The sequence below is a fragment of the Aeromonas sp. HMWF017 genome, from assembly GCF_003061465.1.
Lineage (GTDB): Bacteria > Pseudomonadota > Gammaproteobacteria > Enterobacterales > Aeromonadaceae > Aeromonas > Aeromonas veronii.
The window spans coordinates 8,085-27,750 of sequence record NZ_QAJD01000088.1; the positions used below are offsets into that span (position 1 = coordinate 8,085).

At 58.0% G+C, this 19,666-nt stretch carries 16 protein-coding genes; 7 read left to right on the forward strand and 9 right to left on the reverse strand.

Annotated features, from left to right (window positions below; translation table 11 throughout):
- Positions 1 to 782: polyphosphate kinase 2 (gene ppk2, locus DBR30_RS08190; RefSeq protein ID WP_108588289.1), on the forward strand; the 782-nt coding region annotated here is incomplete at its 5' end.
- Positions 783 to 890: 108 nt separating this feature from the next.
- On the opposite strand, the gene DBR30_RS08195 is transcribed toward ppk2, so the two are convergent.
- The 5 genes from DBR30_RS08195 to yejK all read right to left on the reverse strand — a co-directional run bounded on the left by DBR30_RS08195 (position 891) and on the right by yejK (position 7,366).
- The gene (locus DBR30_RS08195; protein WP_042029975.1) at positions 891 to 2,027 is read right to left on the reverse strand and encodes an ABC transporter ATP-binding protein; all 1,137 of its coding nucleotides are present in this window, start codon (positions 2,025 to 2,027) and stop codon (positions 891 to 893) included.
- A 68-nt stretch (positions 2,028 to 2,095) separates the two neighbouring features.
- Entirely contained in the window at positions 2,096 to 2,986 is an 891-nt protein-coding gene (gene malG, locus DBR30_RS08200) for a maltose ABC transporter permease MalG (RefSeq protein WP_041209357.1), read from the reverse strand.
- Positions 2,987 to 2,998: 12 nt separating this feature from the next.
- Entirely contained in the window at positions 2,999 to 4,651 is a 1,653-nt protein-coding gene (gene malF, locus DBR30_RS08205; RefSeq protein ID WP_005333870.1) for a maltose ABC transporter permease MalF, read from the reverse strand.
- 75 nt (positions 4,652 to 4,726) lie between these two features.
- Positions 4,727 to 5,908: a maltose/maltodextrin ABC transporter substrate-binding protein MalE gene (malE, locus tag DBR30_RS08210; RefSeq protein ID WP_005333871.1), complete on the reverse strand. Its 1,182-nt coding sequence runs from the start codon at positions 5,906 to 5,908 to the stop codon at positions 4,727 to 4,729.
- A 408-nt stretch (positions 5,909 to 6,316) separates the two neighbouring features.
- Positions 6,317 to 7,366 (reverse strand): nucleoid-associated protein YejK, encoded by a 1,050-nt coding sequence (gene yejK, locus DBR30_RS08215; RefSeq protein ID WP_181363526.1) that lies wholly within the window; start codon positions 7,364 to 7,366, stop codon positions 6,317 to 6,319.
- A 73-nt stretch (positions 7,367 to 7,439) separates the two neighbouring features.
- Here yejK and DBR30_RS08220 point away from each other — a divergent pair, with 73 nt between their 5' ends.
- Positions 7,440 to 7,667, forward strand: a complete 228-nt coding sequence (locus DBR30_RS08220; RefSeq protein WP_005333874.1) for a YejL family protein — start codon at positions 7,440 to 7,442, stop codon at positions 7,665 to 7,667.
- Between the two features lie 47 nt (positions 7,668 to 7,714).
- Positions 7,715 to 9,565 carry a DUF3413 domain-containing protein gene (locus DBR30_RS08225; protein WP_108541376.1) on the forward strand — a complete coding sequence of 617 codons (1,851 nt, stop codon included), beginning with the start codon at positions 7,715 to 7,717 and terminating at the stop codon, positions 9,563 to 9,565.
- Between the two features lie 85 nt (positions 9,566 to 9,650).
- On the opposite strand, the gene DBR30_RS08230 is transcribed toward DBR30_RS08225, so the two are convergent.
- Positions 9,651 to 10,517 (reverse strand): MetQ/NlpA family ABC transporter substrate-binding protein, encoded by an 867-nt coding sequence (locus tag DBR30_RS08230; protein WP_258224350.1) that lies wholly within the window; start codon positions 10,515 to 10,517, stop codon positions 9,651 to 9,653.
- A 522-nt stretch (positions 10,518 to 11,039) separates the two neighbouring features.
- Here DBR30_RS08230 and asp point away from each other — a divergent pair.
- Both asp and DBR30_RS08240 read left to right on the forward strand, forming a co-directional pair.
- Positions 11,040 to 12,914 carry a serine protease Asp gene (gene asp / locus DBR30_RS08235; RefSeq protein WP_108588290.1) on the forward strand — a complete coding sequence of 625 codons (1,875 nt, stop codon included), beginning with the start codon at positions 11,040 to 11,042 and terminating at the stop codon, positions 12,912 to 12,914.
- Between the two features lie 18 nt (positions 12,915 to 12,932).
- Positions 12,933 to 13,391, forward strand: coding sequence for a serine protease chaperone (locus tag DBR30_RS08240; protein ID WP_108542537.1), 459 nt, complete (start codon positions 12,933 to 12,935; stop codon positions 13,389 to 13,391).
- A gap of 67 nt (positions 13,392 to 13,458) precedes the next feature.
- On the opposite strand, the gene ppsA is transcribed toward DBR30_RS08240, so the two are convergent.
- Positions 13,459 to 15,831 (reverse strand): phosphoenolpyruvate synthase, encoded by a 2,373-nt coding sequence (gene ppsA, locus DBR30_RS08245; protein WP_108588291.1) that lies wholly within the window; start codon positions 15,829 to 15,831, stop codon positions 13,459 to 13,461.
- A gap of 347 nt (positions 15,832 to 16,178) precedes the next feature.
- Here ppsA and ppsR point away from each other — a divergent pair, with 347 nt between their 5' ends.
- Positions 16,179 to 16,991: a posphoenolpyruvate synthetase regulatory kinase/phosphorylase PpsR gene (gene ppsR, locus DBR30_RS08250; protein WP_033136363.1), complete on the forward strand. Its 813-nt coding sequence runs from the start codon at positions 16,179 to 16,181 to the stop codon at positions 16,989 to 16,991.
- A gap of 281 nt (positions 16,992 to 17,272) precedes the next feature.
- Here ppsR and DBR30_RS08255 read toward each other — a convergent pair whose 3' ends face one another.
- Positions 17,273 to 17,569, reverse strand: a complete 297-nt coding sequence (locus DBR30_RS08255; RefSeq protein ID WP_258224351.1) for a hypothetical protein — start codon at positions 17,567 to 17,569, stop codon at positions 17,273 to 17,275.
- 374 nt (positions 17,570 to 17,943) lie between these two features.
- Here DBR30_RS08255 and DBR30_RS08260 point away from each other — a divergent pair, with 374 nt between their 5' ends.
- Positions 17,944 to 19,326, forward strand: a complete 1,383-nt coding sequence (locus DBR30_RS08260) for an amino acid permease (RefSeq protein WP_005333893.1) — start codon at positions 17,944 to 17,946, stop codon at positions 19,324 to 19,326.
- A gap of 87 nt (positions 19,327 to 19,413) precedes the next feature.
- Here DBR30_RS08260 and DBR30_RS08265 read toward each other — a convergent pair.
- Positions 19,414 to 19,666: ArsR/SmtB family transcription factor (locus tag DBR30_RS08265; protein WP_258224352.1), on the reverse strand; the 253-nt coding region annotated here is incomplete at its 5' end.

Consider the following 19,666-nt stretch of genomic DNA (forward strand, 5'->3'; position numbering starts at 1 on the left):
TGGACAAGAAATGTTATGAACACCACCTCGCCCATCTGCAGGAGGAGCTGGTCAAGCTGCAGGAGTGGGTCAAGCAGGAGGGGCTCAAGGTGGTGGTACTGTTCGAGGGACGGGACGCCGCCGGCAAAGGGGGGGTCATCAAGGCGATCACCGAGCCCCTTAATCCCCGGGTCTGCCGGGTTACGGCGCTGCCCGCCCCCTCAGACAGGGAGCGCTCCCAGTGGTACTTTCAGCGTTATGTGGCCCACCTGCCCGCCGCTGGCGAGATGGTGCTGTTTGACCGCTCCTGGTACAACCGCGCCGGGGTCGAGCGGGTGATGGGCTTTTGCAGCGACGCCGAATATCGCGAGTTTCTGCGCGCCTGCCCCGAGTTCGAGCGGATGCTGATCCGCTCCGGCATCACCCTGATCAAATACTGGTTCTCGGTCTCCGATGAGGAGCAGGAGAAGCGCTTCAAGGAGCGGATCAACACCCCCATCAAGCGCTGGAAGTTCAGCCCGATGGACTTGCAGTCCCGCTCGCGCTGGGTCGAATACTCCCGCGCCAAGGATGACATGTTCACCTATACCGACACCCAGGACAGTCCCTGGTTTGTGGTGGAGGCGGACGACAAGCGCCGTGCCCGCCTCAACTGCATCGCCCATCTGCTGAGCAAGGTGCCCTACGAGGCGATCCACTACGAGCCCATCAAGCTACCCCCGATCAAGACCGAAGGGTACGAGCGCCCCCCCCTGACCAGCCAGACCTTTGTCCCCGACATAACCGCCGAACTCGAGGGCTGAGCCCTGCCACTGCGCCTGCCGGTTTAGCCAAACAGCAGGCAATAAAAAGCCGGTCGCAAGACCGGCAAAAAGGCATTGAAGATACGGAAAACTTGCACCAAACCGCGATCAGGTACGGATGTACTTGGCGGTGCGGGGGAACGCCTGCTCCTTGGCATCAAACAGATAGCAGGCTTCAGCCGGGATCCCCACGCTGTAGCTCTGGCCGGTCGCCACATCCACATCAGAGGTGGTCTTGACGGTAAAGTCGTGACCATCCACATCCATATAGACGAAGGACTCGGCCCCCAGATGCTCGGCAACCTGCACTACGCCGCTCAGCTTGCTGTCGGCATGGGCGTGGCTCAGCGGCACCAGATGCTCCGGGCGGATACCCAGCTCAACCTTGTCACCCACCGCGCCACGACGGGCATCGACTCGCACCCGCACGCTGTCGCCGGTAGAGAGCTTGACCACGCACTCTTGCTCGCCAATCTCCATCAGCTCGGCAGCCAGGAAGTTCATCTTGGGCGAACCGATAAAACCGGCCACAAACTTGTTGTCCGGGTTGTGGTAGAGATCCAGCGGTGAACCGAACTGCTCCAGGTTGCTGGCGGCATCGGCCTTGAGCGGACTCAGCACCACAATCTTGTCAGCCAGGGTCATCGCTTCCACCTGATCGTGGGTCACGTAGATGATGGTGGAGTTGAGCTCCTTGTGCAGCTTGGCAATCTCGATCCGCATCTTGACCCGTAGCGCGGCGTCGAGGTTGGAGAGCGGCTCGTCAAACAGGAACACCTGCGGCTGCTGCACGATGGAGCGACCGATGGCAACCCGCTGGCGCTGACCGCCGGAGAGCGCTTTGGGCTTGCGCTCCAGCAGCGGCTCCAGACCCAGAATTTCAGCGGCACGCATTACCCGCTTGTGGATGTTCTCCTTGTCCATCTTCTTGAGCTTCAGACCAAAGGCCATGTTCTCGTAGATGTTCATGTGCGGATAGAGGGCGTAGGACTGGAACACCATGCCCACGTTGCGCTCTACCGGCGGCACGTCGTTCATGTAGCGACCGCCGATGGTCAGCTCACCGCTGGTGATGTCTTCCAGACCCGCGATCATCCGCAGCAGGGTGGATTTGCCACAGCCGGACGGGCCGACGAAAACGATGAACTCGCCCTCCTTGATGGAGAGGTTGATATTGCGCAGGGTGTCCTTGTGAACAGCCGGGTCGTAATTTTTGCGAACGTTGTTGAGTACTACTTCAGCCATGACGAGCTCCGCTCTTGAATCTTTGCAAATCGTGATAGCGGGGGGAGTCAGCTCCCCCGGCCATAAACTTAACCTTTCACACCGCCAGCGGTCAGACCGCCAACCAGCCAGCGCTGTGCCAGCAGGAAGACCACAGTGATGGGGAAACCGGAGAGCACTGCGGCCGCCGCGAAATCACCCCACAGATAGTTCTGCGGATAGAGGTACTGCTGGGCCCCGACCGCCAGGGTCAGATTGTTCACATCCTGCAGCAGGATGGAGGCCATGGGCACCTCGGTAATGGAACCGATAAAGGCCAGAATAAACACTACCGCCAGGATGGGCACCGACAGGGGCAACAGGATCAGACGGAATGCCTGCCACGGGGTCGCACCGTCGATGGCCGCCGCCTCCTCCAGCGAGGAGTCGATGGTCTCGAAGTAGCCCTTGATGGTCCAGACGTGCAGGGCGATGCCGCCCATGTAGGCAAGGATCAGGCCACCGTGGGTGTTGAGACCCAGCCAGGGGATGTAGTCACCAATCTTGTTAAAGAGCGCATAGATGGCCACCAGTGCCAGCACAGCCGGGAACATCTGGAAAATCAGCATGCCCTGCAGGATGGTGGACTTGCCACGAAAACGCAGGCGGGCAAAGGCGTAGGCACAGGTGGTGGAGAGCGTCACGATCATCAGGGCAGTGATACCGGCGATCTTGATGGAGTTCCACAACCAGGTCAGCACCGGGAACGGTGGCGGCGTGATGCTGCCGTCAGCGTTGGTGATGGAGATGCCCAGCGCCAGTTTCCAGTGATCCAGGGTCGGATTGGAGGGGATGATCTCCCCTACTGCGAAGTTACCGTTACGGAACGAGATGGCGATAACCATGATCAACGGGAAGATGATCAGCGCCAAGAAGCCCCACATGACCAGGTGGGTTGCCCACACCCGGTATTTGACTGATTTGGGTTGTACGATTGCCATGTTGAAGCCTCCTTACAGCTGCTTGTCGGCTTTGGACAATTTCAGGTTGAGCAGCGCCAGCGCACCTACGATGAGGAAGATGGCGGTGGCGATGGCACTGGCCAGACCGTAGTCCTGACCACCCGATCCCTGGAACGCAATCCGGTAGGTGTAGCTCACCAGCAGGTCGGTAGTACCGGCCGGAGTGCTGGCACCGATGATGTCCGGAGCACCGTTGGTCAACAACTGGATAAGTACGAAGTTGTTGAAGTTGAAGGCAAACGAGGCAATCAACAGCGGGGTCAGCGGCTTCATCAGCAGCGGCACGGTGATCTTGAAGAAGTTCTGCACCGGACCGGCACCGTCCATGGCGGACGCTTCATAGAGATCTTCCGGAATGGCTTTGAGCAGGCCCATGCAGAGGATCATCATGTAGGGGTAGCCGAGCCAGGTGTTGACAATCAGGATCATCACCTTGGCCAGGAAGGGGTTGGTATACCAGTCCGGCTTGATGCCAAACGCCGCTTCCAGGAACATGTTGATCTCACCGAAGTTCTGGTTGAACAACCCCTTGAACACCAGGATGGAGATAAACGCCGGGATCGCATAGGGCAGGATCAGCATGACCCGATAGAAACCGCGCCCCTTGAGCTCTTCCCACTGCACCAGACAGGCCAGCACCATGCCGATGGCCAGGGTGAAAGCGACGGAGCAGGTTGAGAAGATCACGGTCCAGATGAAGATCTGCAGGAAGGGTGACTGGATGCCCGGATCGGTGACGATGCGCGCGAAGTTCTTCCAACCGACGCTCACCACAAAGCCCGGAGCAATGCCCTTGCCGACAAACTGACCCTGTTCGTCGATGTACTGATAGAAGCCGGTCTCGCCATTGGGCAGCATCAGCTCGCCATTCTGGGTATCACGCAGCAGGTTGCTGTCTTTGATCACCACGCCGGACTTGAGCACGGCACCATCCATCAGACGGGTGTAGTGCTGCTTCTGGGCGGCAAACTTGCGCAGGCTGCTCAGGGTCAGGTGGGTACCGCCATCCGGCAGCACCAGGTCAAGGTCACTCAGGTGAGTACGATGCTCAACAATGGCGCGGATCGGTGCGGCCTTGCTGGCCGCTTCGCCAGTGAAGGGCTGCAGCTCGACCACTTGCTGGGTGTTCTGCACACGGCCCTCGCGGGACGCCAGCTCACGGGCCTTGTTGGTCATCAGGGAAACAGGTTGGCTGATAAAGGATTGATCATCCTGTGTCAGCAGCAGCTGGAACTGGCCGTTGTCGCCACCCAGCAGGGTAAAATCGAATTCACCGCCCGCCACCTTGTAGGTTTTCTTCAGGTGGTAGTCCCGCGCCTGCTCCACGGAGAGCAAGTTGGACCCCGAATAGTTGGTGAAGGCAATGCCAATGGTGTAGGCAAGAGGGAAGATGATAAACACAACCATGCCCGCAACACCCGGAAAGATGTAGCGATGGGCATAGGTCTTCTTGTTCATGAAGACATACAGACCGACGGAAACCACCACCAGATCCAGCAGCGCGAATACCCACTCGCCACTGGCGTACATCATCACGGCTGCGTAGCCGTTGAGGATGGCAACCAGGGCCGCTATGGTCCACTTAAGCCAGGTGTGCTTATCCTTCGGACCGGCATAGGACTCAACAGAAGGTACTACTTCCATGCCAATTAACCTTTATAACGCCAAGAGAGATTTGAGAGAGTGGGAGGCCATGACGGCCTCCCGGGTAGTGCGTGCTTACTGAACGATACGCTTGGCAGCGGTATCCAGTGCTTCGTCAACACCCTGACGACCGGAGGTCACGTTCTTGAGGGCAGTTTCGAAGGAAGACCAGAAACGGCTCATCTCGGGAACGGATGGCATCGGCTCGCCAGCCTGGGCGTTCAGCATGGTGGCCTTGATGTGCGGATCGGATTCCAGGGTCTTCTGGAAGGATTTCAGCGCAACGGCACCCAGCGGCTTGTCGGCGTTAACCGGCGCCAGACCGGCATCGGTCAGCAGGTAGTTTTCCAGGAACTCGATAGCCAGATCCTTGTTCGGGCTGGCAGCGTTGATGGTGGCACCCAGTACGCCAACGAAGGCTTTGGCCGGCTTGCCGTTCAGGGTCGGCAGCGGCGCTACGCCGTACTTGATGCCGCTCTTGTCCAGGTTGCTCCAGGCCCAGGGACCGTTGATCATCATGGCCACTTCGCCCTTGTTGAACTTGGCGTCCATCACACCGTAGTCGATGCCTTTTTCCAGGTGACCGGACTTGATCATCTCGGAGATGTAGCCCACGCCCATCTTGGCACCTGCGTTGTTCACGCCGGTATCTTTGACGTCATAACCGGTAGCGGTTTTCTTGAAGGCATAACCACCGTTGGCAGCCACCAGCGGATAGCTGAAGTACGGGGTGTCATAAGCCCACATGATGGCGCGCTTGCCGTTTTTCTTCAGAGTCTCGTCAATCTTGGCGATCTCTTCGAAGGTTTTCGGCGGCTCGGGCAGCAGGTCCTTGTTATAAATCAGGCTGACTGCTTCCATGGCAACCGGGTAGCCATAGGTTTTGCCATCAACAGTCATGGCATCCCATGCCAGCTGTTCAAATTTGCCTTTGGTGGCAGCGTTCGGCGTTACCGGAACCAGCAAACCGGCTTTGACCCACTCACCGTAACGGTCGTGAGCCCAGAAGAAGATGTCCGGGCCGTTGCCAGTGGCGGCGGCTTGCTGGAATTTCACTTCAACCTGATCCGGGTGAGCCACAGTAACCTTGATGCCGGTTTCTGCTTCAAACTTCTTACCCACTTCAGCCAGACCGTTGTATCCCTTGTCACCGTTGATCCAGATGGTCAGCTGGCCTTCATCGATGGCAGCAGTAGCAGAGCAAGCGACGCCAAGAGTGGCCAGACCGATCAGGGATGACAGCAATTTCTTTTTCATGAGCCTTTCCTTGTATTAGTTCCGCGCTGTAAGAGCATTGTGTGCGAGATGAATATTATCCCAAGCGGCAAACGGCTCACATGACGCAACTCGCATTTTTGAAATGCAATTACGTATTTCCTTCCAGAAAGTTTTGAAAACATTTTCTTATTTCAGGGAATTACGGCCATTTATCGGCTTAATTCCAGACAACCACAGAATAATAATTACCAAAATGAAATAAAATTTCATGAGTGAAAGGGTTTTCACCTCAATGAAAACCCTTTCAGATGGTTTATTTTGTTTGATTTGTTAACAAAGTACCGCGCCAGTTTCGAGGTCTGCCCGGGCGCAATAAAAAAAGAGACCCCGCCGGGGCGGAGTCTCTTTTTGCGAGAAATGACGAGTTGATCACACTCGGGAGCATGACTACGACTGGCGCAGCAGCTGATCCTTGAGATTGGGCGGCACACCCTTGATGGTCAGTGTGTCGGTCTGGGGATCGTAAAAGATCCGGCTGTTCAACAGCTTCTGCTCAAAGCTCAGAGTCAGGCCGCCACCGGAGCCAACAAACTTGGTCAAACCACGCAGAGTAGAGCGATCCGCCGGGAAGCGCTCTTCCAGCTCATACTCCTGACCAATAAAGCTGTAAAAATCGAGGTCACCGTCACCAGGCAATTCTGCAGACAGCTCCTTGATTTCGATCTCTTCACCGGCACTCGCCTGTTCGGTGCAATATTTGAAGACCTGCTTTTTATAGTCATTGCGCTCGGTCGGTTCGAGCTGACGACTGTCGCAATAATCTTCGACCGCCTGCAGCAAGCCTTTATTTTGTACCTTGGCATCCATGCCCTCGCGGGCACCCAGCAGATCCATAAAGAAGTCGCCCAGTTTGCGACCAATGCGCCCCTTGCTGAAGGTGATATAGCGGCGCGAATCAGGTTGGGTTTTCCATTCGGTCAAATCAATGCGGGCCACCAGATTGAGTTTGCCGATATCCAGATACTGGATATGGCGTAATTCCAGCGCTTCGCTGACGGTGACGCTCTCCTTGCCCTCCAGCAGGGCAATCAGCAGATAATCGACCCCGACGTAGTTATATTTGGCAAACAGCAGCACCCCTTGCTCATCGAGGGCGTGCTCCACCAGCAGCTTGACCAGCATCTGGGTCACGGTGACCGAGAAGGGAACGAATTCGGTCTGCTCGTCGAGCAGCTGTTCGAGGGCGATACGAAACGCGGGTGAAGGCTGCTTGGGGGCATCTTCACCGTCGGCCAGCTCGGCGACGGCCGTTTCGGGGTCGGCAAAGAAGCCAAAGCCCTTGCCACCCTTGCCGTTGTAGATCCGATGCAGTTCCGCCATCAGCCCCTGTACCGCCTCATCGGGAGGCAGGGTCTGGCTGCGGGTATCGGCGTGGGGTTGACCATCGCCGCCCTGGCGCAAGGAGTGAAGAATGATCTTGTCGATATCGAGACTCATGTCACAAAGCCATAGTGTTAGCCGAAAGGGTGAAGTATTATAAGGCGCTTTGAACCGAGATGAACTGAAGATTATGCCTATCGTATCAAAGTACAATAACGAGCAATTTGACGCCCTGATGAACGACCTGATCACCGCGCTGGAAAAGCATAAAGCGCCGGTAGATCTCAGCCTTATGGTGCTTGGCAATCTGACCACCAATATCATCAACGGTATGGCACCGGCCCAGCGCCAGGCCATCACTGAAAAGTTTGTCCAGGCCCTGACCGCATCGGTCGATAATCGCCACGACGCACACTGAGTCCCCGACTCTGTTGATTTGACGTTTCTCAACGCAGATGGATCACTATGGTCGAAACCGGTAACCCCTATCGTGATAATGTCTCTCGCCTGATCACCTGGGGGCATTGGTTCTCCTTCTTCAACATTATTCTGGCCATGCTCATCGCCACCCGTTATCTGGGTGCCATCAGCTGGCCATCGACCACGCTTGGCGTGATCTATCTCGTTGTAAGCTGGATTGGCCACTTCTCGTTCTTAAGTTTTGTCACCTACCTGTTGACGATCTTCCCGCTCAGCTTCGTGCTGCCCAAGGAGAAGTCGTTGCGGTTCATCTCGGCCATCATCGCTACCCTGGCGCTGGTGTTGCTGCTGATCGACACCCAGGTATTCCGGCTGTTCAAGTTCCACCTCAACAGTCAGGTATGGCAGTTGCTGCTGGATCAGGCACAGACCGAAGAGGGCTCAATCTGGAGCATCATCTTCGTTGCCGTGCCCACCATCTTCCTGCTGCAACTGCTGCTGTCGGCCTATGTCTGGCGCAAGATCAACAAGCGCAAGCGCCGCCAGTACGGCAATCAGGTGGGGCTGGCCCTGCTGATCTGCTTTATTCTGACCCACGTGGTCAACAGCTGGGCCGATGCGACCCTCTATCAGCCGATCACCATGCAGAGAGCCAACTTCCCCCTCTCCTACCCCATGACGGCCCGCTCCTTCCTGGCCAAACATGGCTGGCTGGATCTGGATCAGTACGAGAAGCAGGCGGCCTCCCAGGGGGATAACAGCGACAGCCGGATGCACTACCCGCTGCGCCCGCTCAACGTCAACGCCCCCCTGACCCACAACAATCTGCTGATTGTGGTAGTCGACTCATTGCGTTTTGACATGCTCAACAACATCAACATGCCCAATCTGCAGCGCTATGCGGATCAGCATCTGACGTTCCGCAATCACCTGAGTGGTGGCAACGACGACCTGATGGGGATGTTCAGCCTCTTCTACGGGTTGCCCGGTCACTACTACAAGGACATCAGTAGCGACAAGCGGCCGCCGGTGCTGTTCGACGAGATGCTGCGCCAGGATTACCAGTTCGGGCTGTTCGGCGCGATGGAAGATGCCCAGAAGTATCGCAAGAGCATCCTCGCCGGTCTGCGCAAACAGGTGTTTGTCTCCGAGCAGATTGACGATGGCAAGCTGCTGACCGACTGGCAGCAATGGCTGGAGAAGCGCTCTCCCGAGCGCCCCTGGTTCTCGCTGGTCTATCTCTCGAGCCCCGGCGACTACCAGTTGCCCGCCACCATGAAGGGGCCGTTCCAACCGGAGCTCGCCAACTTCAATCCGGCGACCGCCTATCGGGCGGAGAACCTGCAAAAACTGGAGAACCGCTACAAGAACTCGGTCTTCTATACCGACCAGCTGCTTGAGCAGATGCTGACCAAATTGCAGTCGCAGGGGATGGACAGCAACACCATCGTCGTCATCACCTCCAACCACGGTCAGGAGTTCAACGACACCCGCAGCAACAGCTGGGGCGCAGGCAGCAACTACTCACCCTATCAGGTGCAGGTACCGCTGGTACTGGCCTGGCCGGGGCGCGGCAGTGACGTTCGGGAACAACCGAGCAGCCATTTCGATCTGGCGCCGACCCTGATGCAGGGGATGCTGGGCGTGCGCAATCCGGCGCGCGATTACAGCGTTGGCCGCTCGCTGTTTGATACCAGCCCGCGCAACTGGCTGCTGGCCGGGGATCAGAATGACTTCGCCATCTATGAAGGGGACACCATCACCCACTTCAACAAGCAGGGTGACTTCGAACTGCTGGAGCGCAACAGCTATCGCCCGATCAAGCACGGCACCCCGGATATGGGCGCCATGATCCAGGTGATGAACGAGCTGAACCGCTTCTATCGCAACCAGTGAAGCGCCCTTTGATGGCTTGATACCATAAAAAACGCCCCGAATTCGGGGCGTTTTTCGTTGTATAGCCGGGCCACGTTCACGACAGTTAGCCACCCCACCCTTGCGGGTACTTGTAGCCAACGAAACGCTTGGCTGCATAGGCCTTGAAAGCCGCCGAGTTGTAGGCTGCCGCCACATCTTTGGCAAACGGCTGCTCCGCATCTGCGCTTTTCACCACCACCCAGTTGATAAAATCGTAGCTGCGCTCCAGAAACAGTCCTTCACTGAACGGGATACCGCTGGAGGCGGCAAAATTACCGTTGATCACCGAGAAGTCCACATCCTCCCGCGAGCGGGGCAACTGCGCGGCTTCCAGCAGTACCAGCTTGAGATTGTGCGGATTGTTCACCACATCAAACTCGCTCGCCTTGAGCGGATTGATCCCCTCCTTGAGAGTTAGCCAACCGAGATCCTGAAGCATCAGCAGCGCCCGCGCCTGATTGGTGGGATCGTTGGGGATGGCCACCGAACTTCCCTCTTGCACCTTGTCGAGTGCTGCCAGCTTGCCGGAATAGAGTCCCATCGGACCGGTTGGCACCTGGGTAATGGGCGCCAGCGACAAGCCGCGATCTTTGGCAAAACTCTCCAGATAGGGTTTGTGCTGGAAGCAGTTCACATCCAGTGATCCGTCAGCCAGAGCAATATTGGGGGTCACATAGTCGGTGAACTCCACCAGCTTGACCTTGTACCCCTTGGCCTCCAGCTGCGGCTTGATCGAGTCGGTCACCATGTCGGCAAAATCCCCCACAGTGGTACCAATCACGATCTCCTGTTTGGTCGGCAAGGACGCATCGGCGGCAACCGCGGAAAAAGAGAGGCTCCCGACCGCTATCGCGGCAATAAAGGTGCTGGCGCCAGCAGTGGCACGCAAGGAAGCAGTAAAAAGAGAAGATAAGAAGGAACGAAACGGCATAGGGACTCCCTGTCAGGTACGCATCAAGCTATGGGACTACGGCGGGGTGGCTCTCAGAGATTAAGCCCCTCAAACCGCAGCAATCTAGCCATCCAAATGGCTATTTCAATTACCATAACAGAGCCATCCACCGCCGCCAAGCAATAAACCGCTGGTTCCACCTCATCACCCTTGCTGTCACCCCCGAATGCATAGCTGCACTCACGTTGGCACACACAACCATGCCGCTCACGTTCAAGAGCGCACGACCTCCCCTCGGGATTGCCCCGAATCGAGATGGCTGCGGCGAAGAAGAGTCACGAGAGAGTGAATTACAGATAAAAAGATCAGTAGCGAGCTGTGAGAACCATTCTCAATAGAACACATAACCAGTGTCATTGGAATACCTACCATAAACCAGATCGGATTTCTTTGAACCTCATTGCGTTTTTTGAAAATGGCTCTTTTTGAACCCCTATCACCCGTGTATAGATTTCCGTCGCACTCAGGATGAGTGCGATCCAAGATGGAGTTAAAAAAATAATGAAGCAAACATCGTTAGCACTGGCGATCACAGCACTGCTGTCGACCCTGCCCAGTGCGCTCGTTCAGGCAAATGAAGGTTGTGCGCCGCTCACCGGCAAGGAGAGCGGCATGGATATGGGACGCAGCAGCACCGAGCGCTGCCTGCCAGGTGCCAATCCCCTGCAGGATCAGCAGTGGTATCTGCTCAACAGCGGCCAGGATGGATTCAGCGCCCGTGGCGGCATAGCGGGCAATGATCTCAACCTCTGGTGGGCTCATCGCACCGGCGTGCTGGGCCAGGGAGTCAATGTGGCCGTGGTGGATGATGGTCTGGCCATCGCCCACCCGGATCTGGCGGACAACATGCGTCCGGGTTCGAAAAACGTGGTAACCGGCAGCGATGACCCGACACCGACCGATCCGGATACGGCCCACGGCACCTCGGTCTCCGGCATCATAGCGGCGGTAGACAACGCCATCGGCACCAAGGGGATAGCCCCGCGAGCCCAGCTGCAGGGGTTCAACCTGCTGGATGACAACAGCCAGCAGTTGCAGAAAGATTGGCTCTACGCCCTTGGCGACAGCGATGCCAGCCGCGACAACCGGGTGTTCAACCAGAGCTACGGCATGAGTGTGGTGGATCCCCGCTCTGCCAACTCTCTGGATCAATCCCAGCTTGATCGCCTGTTTGAACAGCAGACCCTCAAGGCGCAGGGTGCGGCCTATATCAAGGCCGCCGGCAACGGCTTCAACAAGATAGCGGCGGGCGGCTATGTGCTTAACCGCACCGGCAATGGCCCCAAATTGCCGTTTGAAAACAGCAACCTCGATCCCTCCAACAGCAACTTCTGGAATCTGGTGGTGAGCGCTCTCAACGCCGATGGCGTCAGATCCTCCTACTCCAGCGTCGGCAGCAACATCTTCCTGAGCGCGACCGGCGGCGAGTACGGTACCGACTCTCCGGCGATGGTGACCACGGATCTGCCCGGCTGCGACATGGGTTACAACCGCACCGACGATCCCAGCTCCAACCGGCTGCACGGCAGCCCGCAACTGGATGCCAGCTGCGACTACAACGGCGTGATGAACGGCACCTCTTCCGCCACCCCCAGCACCTCCGGCGCCATGGCGCTGCTGATGTCCGCCTACCCGGATCTGTCGGTACGTGACCTGCGGGATCTGCTGGCGCGCAGCGCAACCCGGGTCGATGCCACACAGAAACCTGTGATGGTCAGCTACACCAGCAGCACCGGCAAGGTGCGCGATGTGAAAGGGCTGGAAGGGTGGGAGCGCAATGCCGCCGGCATGTGGTTCAGCCCGACTTACGGTTTTGGTCTGATCGACGTCAACAAGGCCCTTGAGCTGGCAGCCAATCACCAGCCCCTGCCCCCGCTGGTACAGCTGCCATGGCAGAAGATCAATGTCACCGGCAGTGCCGCCGCCATTGCGGATGTGGGCAACAGCCCGACCAGCTCGACAACCCGCATCGCGACACCATTGACGGTAGAAGCGGTTCAGGTGATGGTGAGTCTGGATCATCAGCGTCTGCCCGATCTGCTGATCGAACTGGTCTCCCCCGCCGGCACCCGCAGCATCCTGCTGAGCCCCTTCAACAGCCTGGTCGGCCAATCTCTCGACCAGCAGCAACTGGGCTTTGTGCGAACCAAGGGATTGCGCGACATGCGGATGCTATCCAACAAGTTCTACGGCGAATCGGCGCAAGGCACATGGCGACTGGAAGTAACCGACGTTGCCAACGGTACCCGTCAGGTCTCTCTGCTCAATCGCGAGACCCGTGAGCGTACCACCCTGACCGAGCGCAACAATCGCCAACCGGGCAAGCTGATCTCATGGTCCCTGCGGGTCCTAGGTCACGATGCCAACCGCAGCTAACACGCTAGGAGTATTACCATGAACAAACCTGTTACCTTACTTCTGGCAACCCTGCTGGCCCCCCTCTCGGGACAGCTCTGCGCCCAGGAGTCCGTCACCATGGATGGCAAACAATACAGCACCATAGAGGTGAACGGCCAGACTTACCTCATTCCCGACAACGGCAGCAAGCAGCGGGTCGCCCGCAGCCTTGACAGCAAGGTCCCGCAACAGACCCTGCGCCGCGGTGACGTGTTGATGCAAGGGGCCGCCAGCCCCGAGCTCACCGTCAGCGGCACCCTGCTGGTGGAAGCTGACGATGCCAGCGCCAAGGCGCTGGCGACTCGCCACGGATTGAACTTCAAGCAGAGCAGCGGCGGTATCGCCCTGCTGGAGGCCAAACCGGGCACCGATCTCAACGCCATCGCCACCAAGCTCAAGAGCGAAGGGGTGAATGTGCAGATCGAGCTGTCGGGGGCCGAACAGCAGCCGAAATAGGTCGCGACACACAGATAACAAAGGGGGCCATCATGGCCCCCTTTCTGCTGCTCATTTTGATAGTGGCTTACTTGGCGCCATGCTGCTCCGCCAAATAGAGCCAGGTATCGACCACAGTATCGGGGTTGAGCGACACCGAGTCGATCCCCTGCTCCACCAGCCAGGCGGCGAAGTCCGGATGATCGGATGGGCCCTGACCGCAGATCCCCACGTACTTGCCCGCCTTGCGCGCGGCCTGAATAGCCATTGCCAGCAGCGCCTTGACCGCCTCATTGCGCTCGTCAAACAGATGGGCAATCAGCCCGGAATCCCGATCCAGCCCAAGAGTGAGCTGGGTCATGTCGTTGGAACCGATGGAGAAGCCGTCCACGTGCTCCAAAAACTGGTCTGCCAACAGGGCGTTGCTCGGGATCTCGCACATCATGATCACCTTGAGCCCCCGCTCGCCACGGCGCAGACCGTTCTCGGCCAGGATGTCGATCACCTGCTCCGCCTCGCCCACTGTGCGCACGAAGGGGATCATCACCTCGACGTTGGTCAGCCCCATCACATCACGCACCCGCTTGATCGCCTCGCACTCGAGGGCAAAGCAGGGGCGGAAGCTGTCGGCGATGTAGCGGGATGCGCCACGAAAACCGATCATCGGGTTCTCCTCGTGGGGTTCGTAGCCACGACCGCCCACCAGATTGGCGTACTCGTTGGACTTGAAGTCCGACATCCGCACGATCACCCGCTCCGGCCAGAAGGCGGCACCCAGAGTGGCGATCCCCTCGGTCAGCTTGGCTACGTAGAACTCACGCGGGCTGTCGTAACCGGCGATCATCTTGGCGATGGTGTCCTTGAGCTCGAGACTCTGCTGGTCAAACTCCAGCAGCGCCTTGGGGTGCACCCCGATCATCCGGTTGATGATGAACTCAAGACGCGCCAGTCCTACGCCTGCATTGGGCAACTGGGCAAAGTCGAAAGCGCGGTCAGGGTTGCCGACGTTCATCATGATCTTGATAGGCAGGCGCGGCATATTGCCCACCTCGGTCACCGCCACGTCGAAGTCCAGCTCGCCGTCATAGATAAAACCGGTATCCCCTTCCGCGCAGGAGACGGTGATCCGCTGGCCCGGCTGAATATGGTCGGTGGCGTTGCCACAGCCGACCACAGCCGGAATGCCCAGCTCGCGGGCGATAATGGCGGCGTGACAGGTGCGGCCACCCCGGTTGGTGACGATGGCGGAGGCCCGCTTCATGATGGGCTCCCAGTCCGGGTCGGTCATGTCGGTGACCAGCACGTCGCCGGGTTGCACTTCGTCCATCTGGCTGATTGAGGAGATAACTCGCGCCGGACCCGCGCCAATCTTGTGGCCGATGGCCCGCCCCTCGATCAGCACCTTGCCCGCTTGCTTGAGGGCAAAACGCTCGAGGGTGTTGGCCTCCTGACGGCTGCGCACGGTTTCCGGGCGTGCCTGCACGATATAGAGCTGGCCATCCTGACCATCCTTGGCCCACTCGATATCCATCGGGCGGCCATAGTGCTGCTCGATGATGAGGGCCTGTTTCGCCAGCGCCATCACCTCCTCATCTGTGATGCAGAAGCGGCTGCGCTCGGCCTCATCGGTATCGACAATCTTCACCTGACGGCCGTGACCGGCATCGTCCGAGTAGGTCATCTTGATAAGCTTGGAACCGAGGGTCTTGCGTACCATCGCCGGGCGGCCCCCCTTGAGGGTCGGCTTGTGCACATAGAACTCATCCGGGTTGACCGCCCCCTGCACCACCATCTCGCCAAGACCATGGGCGCCGGTGATAAAGACCACGTCGTTGAAACCGGACTCGGTATCCAGAGTAAACATGACGCCGGAGGCGGCGAGATCCGAGCGCACCATCCGCTGTACCCCGGCCGAGAGGGCAACGCCCTTGTGGTCGTAGCCCTGATGCACCCGATAGGAGATGGCGCGATCGTTGAACAGGGAAGCAAACACATGCTTGACCGCCGTCATGACGGCATCGATGCCACGTACGTTGAGGAAGGTCTCCTGCTGGCCGGCAAAGGAGGCGTCCGGCATATCCTCGGCGGTGGCGGAGGAGCGCACCGCAAACGAGGCCTCGACACCGGCACTCAGCTTTTCATAGGCAACCCGGATCGCCTGCTCCAGCTCGGGCTGGAACGGGGCTTCAATCACCCAGTCGCGGATCTGCTGACCAGCCCGGTTGAGGGCGGCGATATCGTCCACGTCCAGATTGTCGAGCAGATGGTGGATCTTGCCGTTGAGGCCGCTTGACTCCAGAAACTCGTTAAACGCAAAGGCGGTGGTAGCAAAGCCCCCCGGCACGGATACGCCGGCGCCAGAGAGGTTGCTGATCATCTCGCCAAGGGATGCGTTCTTGCCGCCAACTCGTTCTACGTCCTGCATTCCGAGTTGTTCGTACCAGAGCACGTACTGTTGCACTTGGATGTCTCCAGGTTGGTGGGCACCGATGCCATAGCACCTCGTGCGCCCGATTTAATCGATGAGGTTATGGGTAAGTCAGGTGCGTTATTGTCTGTTTCTTTTGTTGCCAACGACCATGAAAACGTTTTCCATTGGTTTTCAAAAAAATCCCCGAGCAAGAGTTGGGGATGGTCGAATGACCGGAACATTCTACAATGGCGACACAAAAAGATAACGATTCAGGTTTGCAAGCCACTTCACAACTTGGGCACAGCAGACCGGTTGACAAAACTGGTATGGTTTCGGGAGATACTTCTCACCCTTTACCCCATGCGACCCCACCCGCGGTATCACAGGAGCCCTACGTGCACACCGTATTTTATGTTTCAGACGGCACCGCCATCACCGCCGAAGTGTTCGGCCACGCGGTACTGAGCCAGTTTCCGCTGGCCTTCGAGCAGATCACTATCCCCTTTGTGGAGACACAGGAGAAAGCCCGTCAGGTACGGATGCGGATCGACGAGCAGTTTCGCCAGACCGGGGTACGCCCCATTCTGTTTCACACCATCGTAGACCCGCTGGTACGGGAAGAGGTACTGAAATCGGAAGCGTGCGGCCACGACTTTCTCAACACCTTCGTCAGCCCGCTGGAGCAGGAGCTGGGGGTAAAAGCCGAGCCCCGCCTCCATCGCACCCACGGCATGGAGAATCGCAAGCTCTATGACGATCGCATTGAGGCGGTCAACTTTGCGCTGGCCAACGACGATGGCATCACCACCAAAGAGTACGATGAGGCGGACATCATCCTGATCGGGGTCTCCCGCTGCGGCAAGACCCCCACCAGCCTTTATCTGGCGCTGCAGTTCGGCATTCGCGCCGCCAACTACCCCTTTATCGAGCAGGACATGGGGATGCTGGAGCTGCCCGCCCCCCTCAAGGCCAACCGTCACAAGCTGTTTGGCCTCACCATAGCGCCGCAGCGGCTGCACGAGATCCGCAACCAGCGCCGCGCCAACAGCCGCTACTCCTCCATCGAACAGTGCGAGCAGGAGCTGGCCTGCGTGGAGAGGCTGTTTCGCCAGGAGGCGATACGCTTCCTCGATACCAGCTCCCACTCGGTGGAGGAGATCAGCGCCAAGGTCCTCGAGGCAACCGGTCTGCGCCGCCAGCTCTGTTAAGCCAATTCTGTTAAGCCAGTTCTGTTAAGCCAGTTCTGTTAAGCCAGCTTGACAGCTATCGGCATAAACAAAAGATAAAAATTACAGTGTCGCGGCGAAAGTCAGCTGCTGCGAACTGTAATTCACATAGATGACAGTGAAAAGCGTGGTTAAAAAAGGGATAAGCACCACAAATGCTTATCCCTCTTCTTGTCGACCTTGGCGTTGTGCCCTTGTCACCTGCTGCCAGTTAGCCGCTATTCGATTCCGTTCTGCTGCGCTCGGCAAACAGCCGGCGTTACCTAACGATTGAGCTCAGGGTTGTTCATCAACCGGGCATAGAAGGCCAGCAAACCGTGGCGCAGGCGAACCCGCTCCGCCAGCCAGCCGCCAACGAGCGCCCCCGTCACCCCACCAACCAGCAACAGCGGCTGCCAGTAGTGCAGCAACCCATGATCACCGAGCGAGAGCCAGCCCAGCAGCATGGTGGCGGCCACCAGCAACAACAGCGGACTGGCGGCAATCCCTAACCAGAGCGCCACCAGCACACCCCGGGCAACCCCTTGTTGCAGCACGCTTTCGCGCTCTCTGTACTCCAACTTCCTGCACTCTCGCTTATTTGGCATCATTTGCATCCATTTGTGGCTTGGCACCACAAAAGCGCACAAACAAAACAAAGTGTCAACAAAACAGAATTCGATTGCGCAAACATCAACCAAAAACTACCAAGAAGCCTCTTCAGATCATAAAAAAGCTGCCTTTGGTACAAAATACGGCCATTAGAGATGGAAAACAGGTGCATTCATGGCGTATTATCACTATTCTGCTTCGGTTGCCAGCCAACACTAAAAATTGAAAATGGCATAGCGTAACAAAATAAATACAGCTTTCGTCAGGTTTTGGCTACGCACTGCGGCCTGCTCAGGATGAGCCCAACACCGACCAGAGACAACAGAGACGTAAGGACAGACCCATGGATTTGAAACAAGACGGTGAGGAGCTGAAGCGCGGCCTTAAAAACCGCCACATTCAGTTGATTGCTTTGGGCGGCGCCATCGGCACCGGCCTCTTTCTGGGTATTGCCCAAACCATCAAGATGGCAGGCCCCTCAGTCCTGCTGGGTTATGCCATCGGCGGCTTTATCGCCTTCCTGATCATGCGCCAGCTCGGTGAAATGGTGGTGGAAGAGCCGGTAGCCGGCTCCTTCAGCCACTTTGCCTACAAATACTGGGGTGAGTTTGCCGGTTTTGCGTCCGGCTGGAACTACTGGGTGCTCTACGTGCTGGTGAGCATGGCCGAGCTGACCGCGGTGGGCATCTATGTCCAGTACTGGTGGCCCGAGATCCCGACCTGGATGTCGGCAGCCTTCTTCTTCGTGCTGATCAACGCCATCAACCTCTCCAACGTCAAAGCGTTTGGCGAAATGGAGTTCTGGTTCGCCATCATCAAGGTGGTCGCCATCATCGGCATGATTGGCTTTGGCGGCTATCTGCTCATCTCCGGTGCCGGCGGACCCGAGGCGAGCGTCACCAACCTGTGGGCACAAGGGGGCTTCTTCCCCAACGGCATCAGCGGTCTGGTGATGGCGATGGCGGTGATCATGTTCTCCTTCGGCGGTCTGGAGCTGGTGGGCATTACCGCCGCGGAAGCGGACAACCCCGAGAAGAGCATTCCCAAGGCCACCAATCAGGTGATCTACCGCATCCTCATCTTCTACATCGGCGCCCTGGCTATCCTGATGTCCCTCTATCCCTGGGGTAAAGTGGTGGAAGGCGGCAGCCCGTTCGTGATGATTTTCCACGCTCTGGACAGCAATCTGGTCGCCACCGTACTCAACATCGTGGTACTGACGGCGGCACTGTCGGTCTACAACAGCTGCGTCTACTGCAACAGCCGGATGCTGTTCGGTCTGGCCAAACAGGGCAACGGCCCGAAAGCCCTGCTCAAGACCAACAAGAGCGGCGTGCCACTGGTTGCCCTCTCGGTCTCGGCCATCGCCACCCTGCTCTGCGTGCTGATCAACTACCTGATGCCGGGCAAGGCGTTCGGCCTGCTGATGGCGCTGGTGGTCTCCGCACTGGTGATCAACTGGGCGATGATCAGCCTCGCGCACCTCAAATTCCGCAAGGCCAAGGTCGCAGAGGGTGTCCAGCCCAAGTTCAAGGCGTTCTGGTACCCCTTCGGCAACTATCTCTGCCTCGCGTTCATGGCCGGTATTCTGGTGATCATGTATATGACCCCCGATTTCCGCATCTCGGTCGAACTGATCCCCGCCTGGCTGGTGGTACTGGGTATTGGCTTTGTCATCAAGCGCAAAGGGCAAGCCCAAAGCAAGGTTGCAGCCAATCTGGGTTAATGCCCGAATCTAGCGACATCAATGCAAAACGCCGATCACATGATCGGCGTTTTTTATTGCGCGCAGCACTACTAGCAGCCGTAGCCCTCAGGAAGGCAGCTCTTGCCTTTGATCTTGCCGATGCTCCGGGCTGTTGATGCAACACTCATCGCGGAAAAAGGCGATGATCTCCTCCAACACCGCGTATTGAGAGACGCAAAGCAGGGTGCGACTCTCCCGGTTTTGCTTCACCAGCCCCACCGAGACCAGCGCCGCGATATGGTGGCTGAGGGTGGAAGCGGGGATCGCCAGCTGCTTTTGCAGCTCCCCCACCGGCAGCCCCTGCTCTCCCGCCTTGACC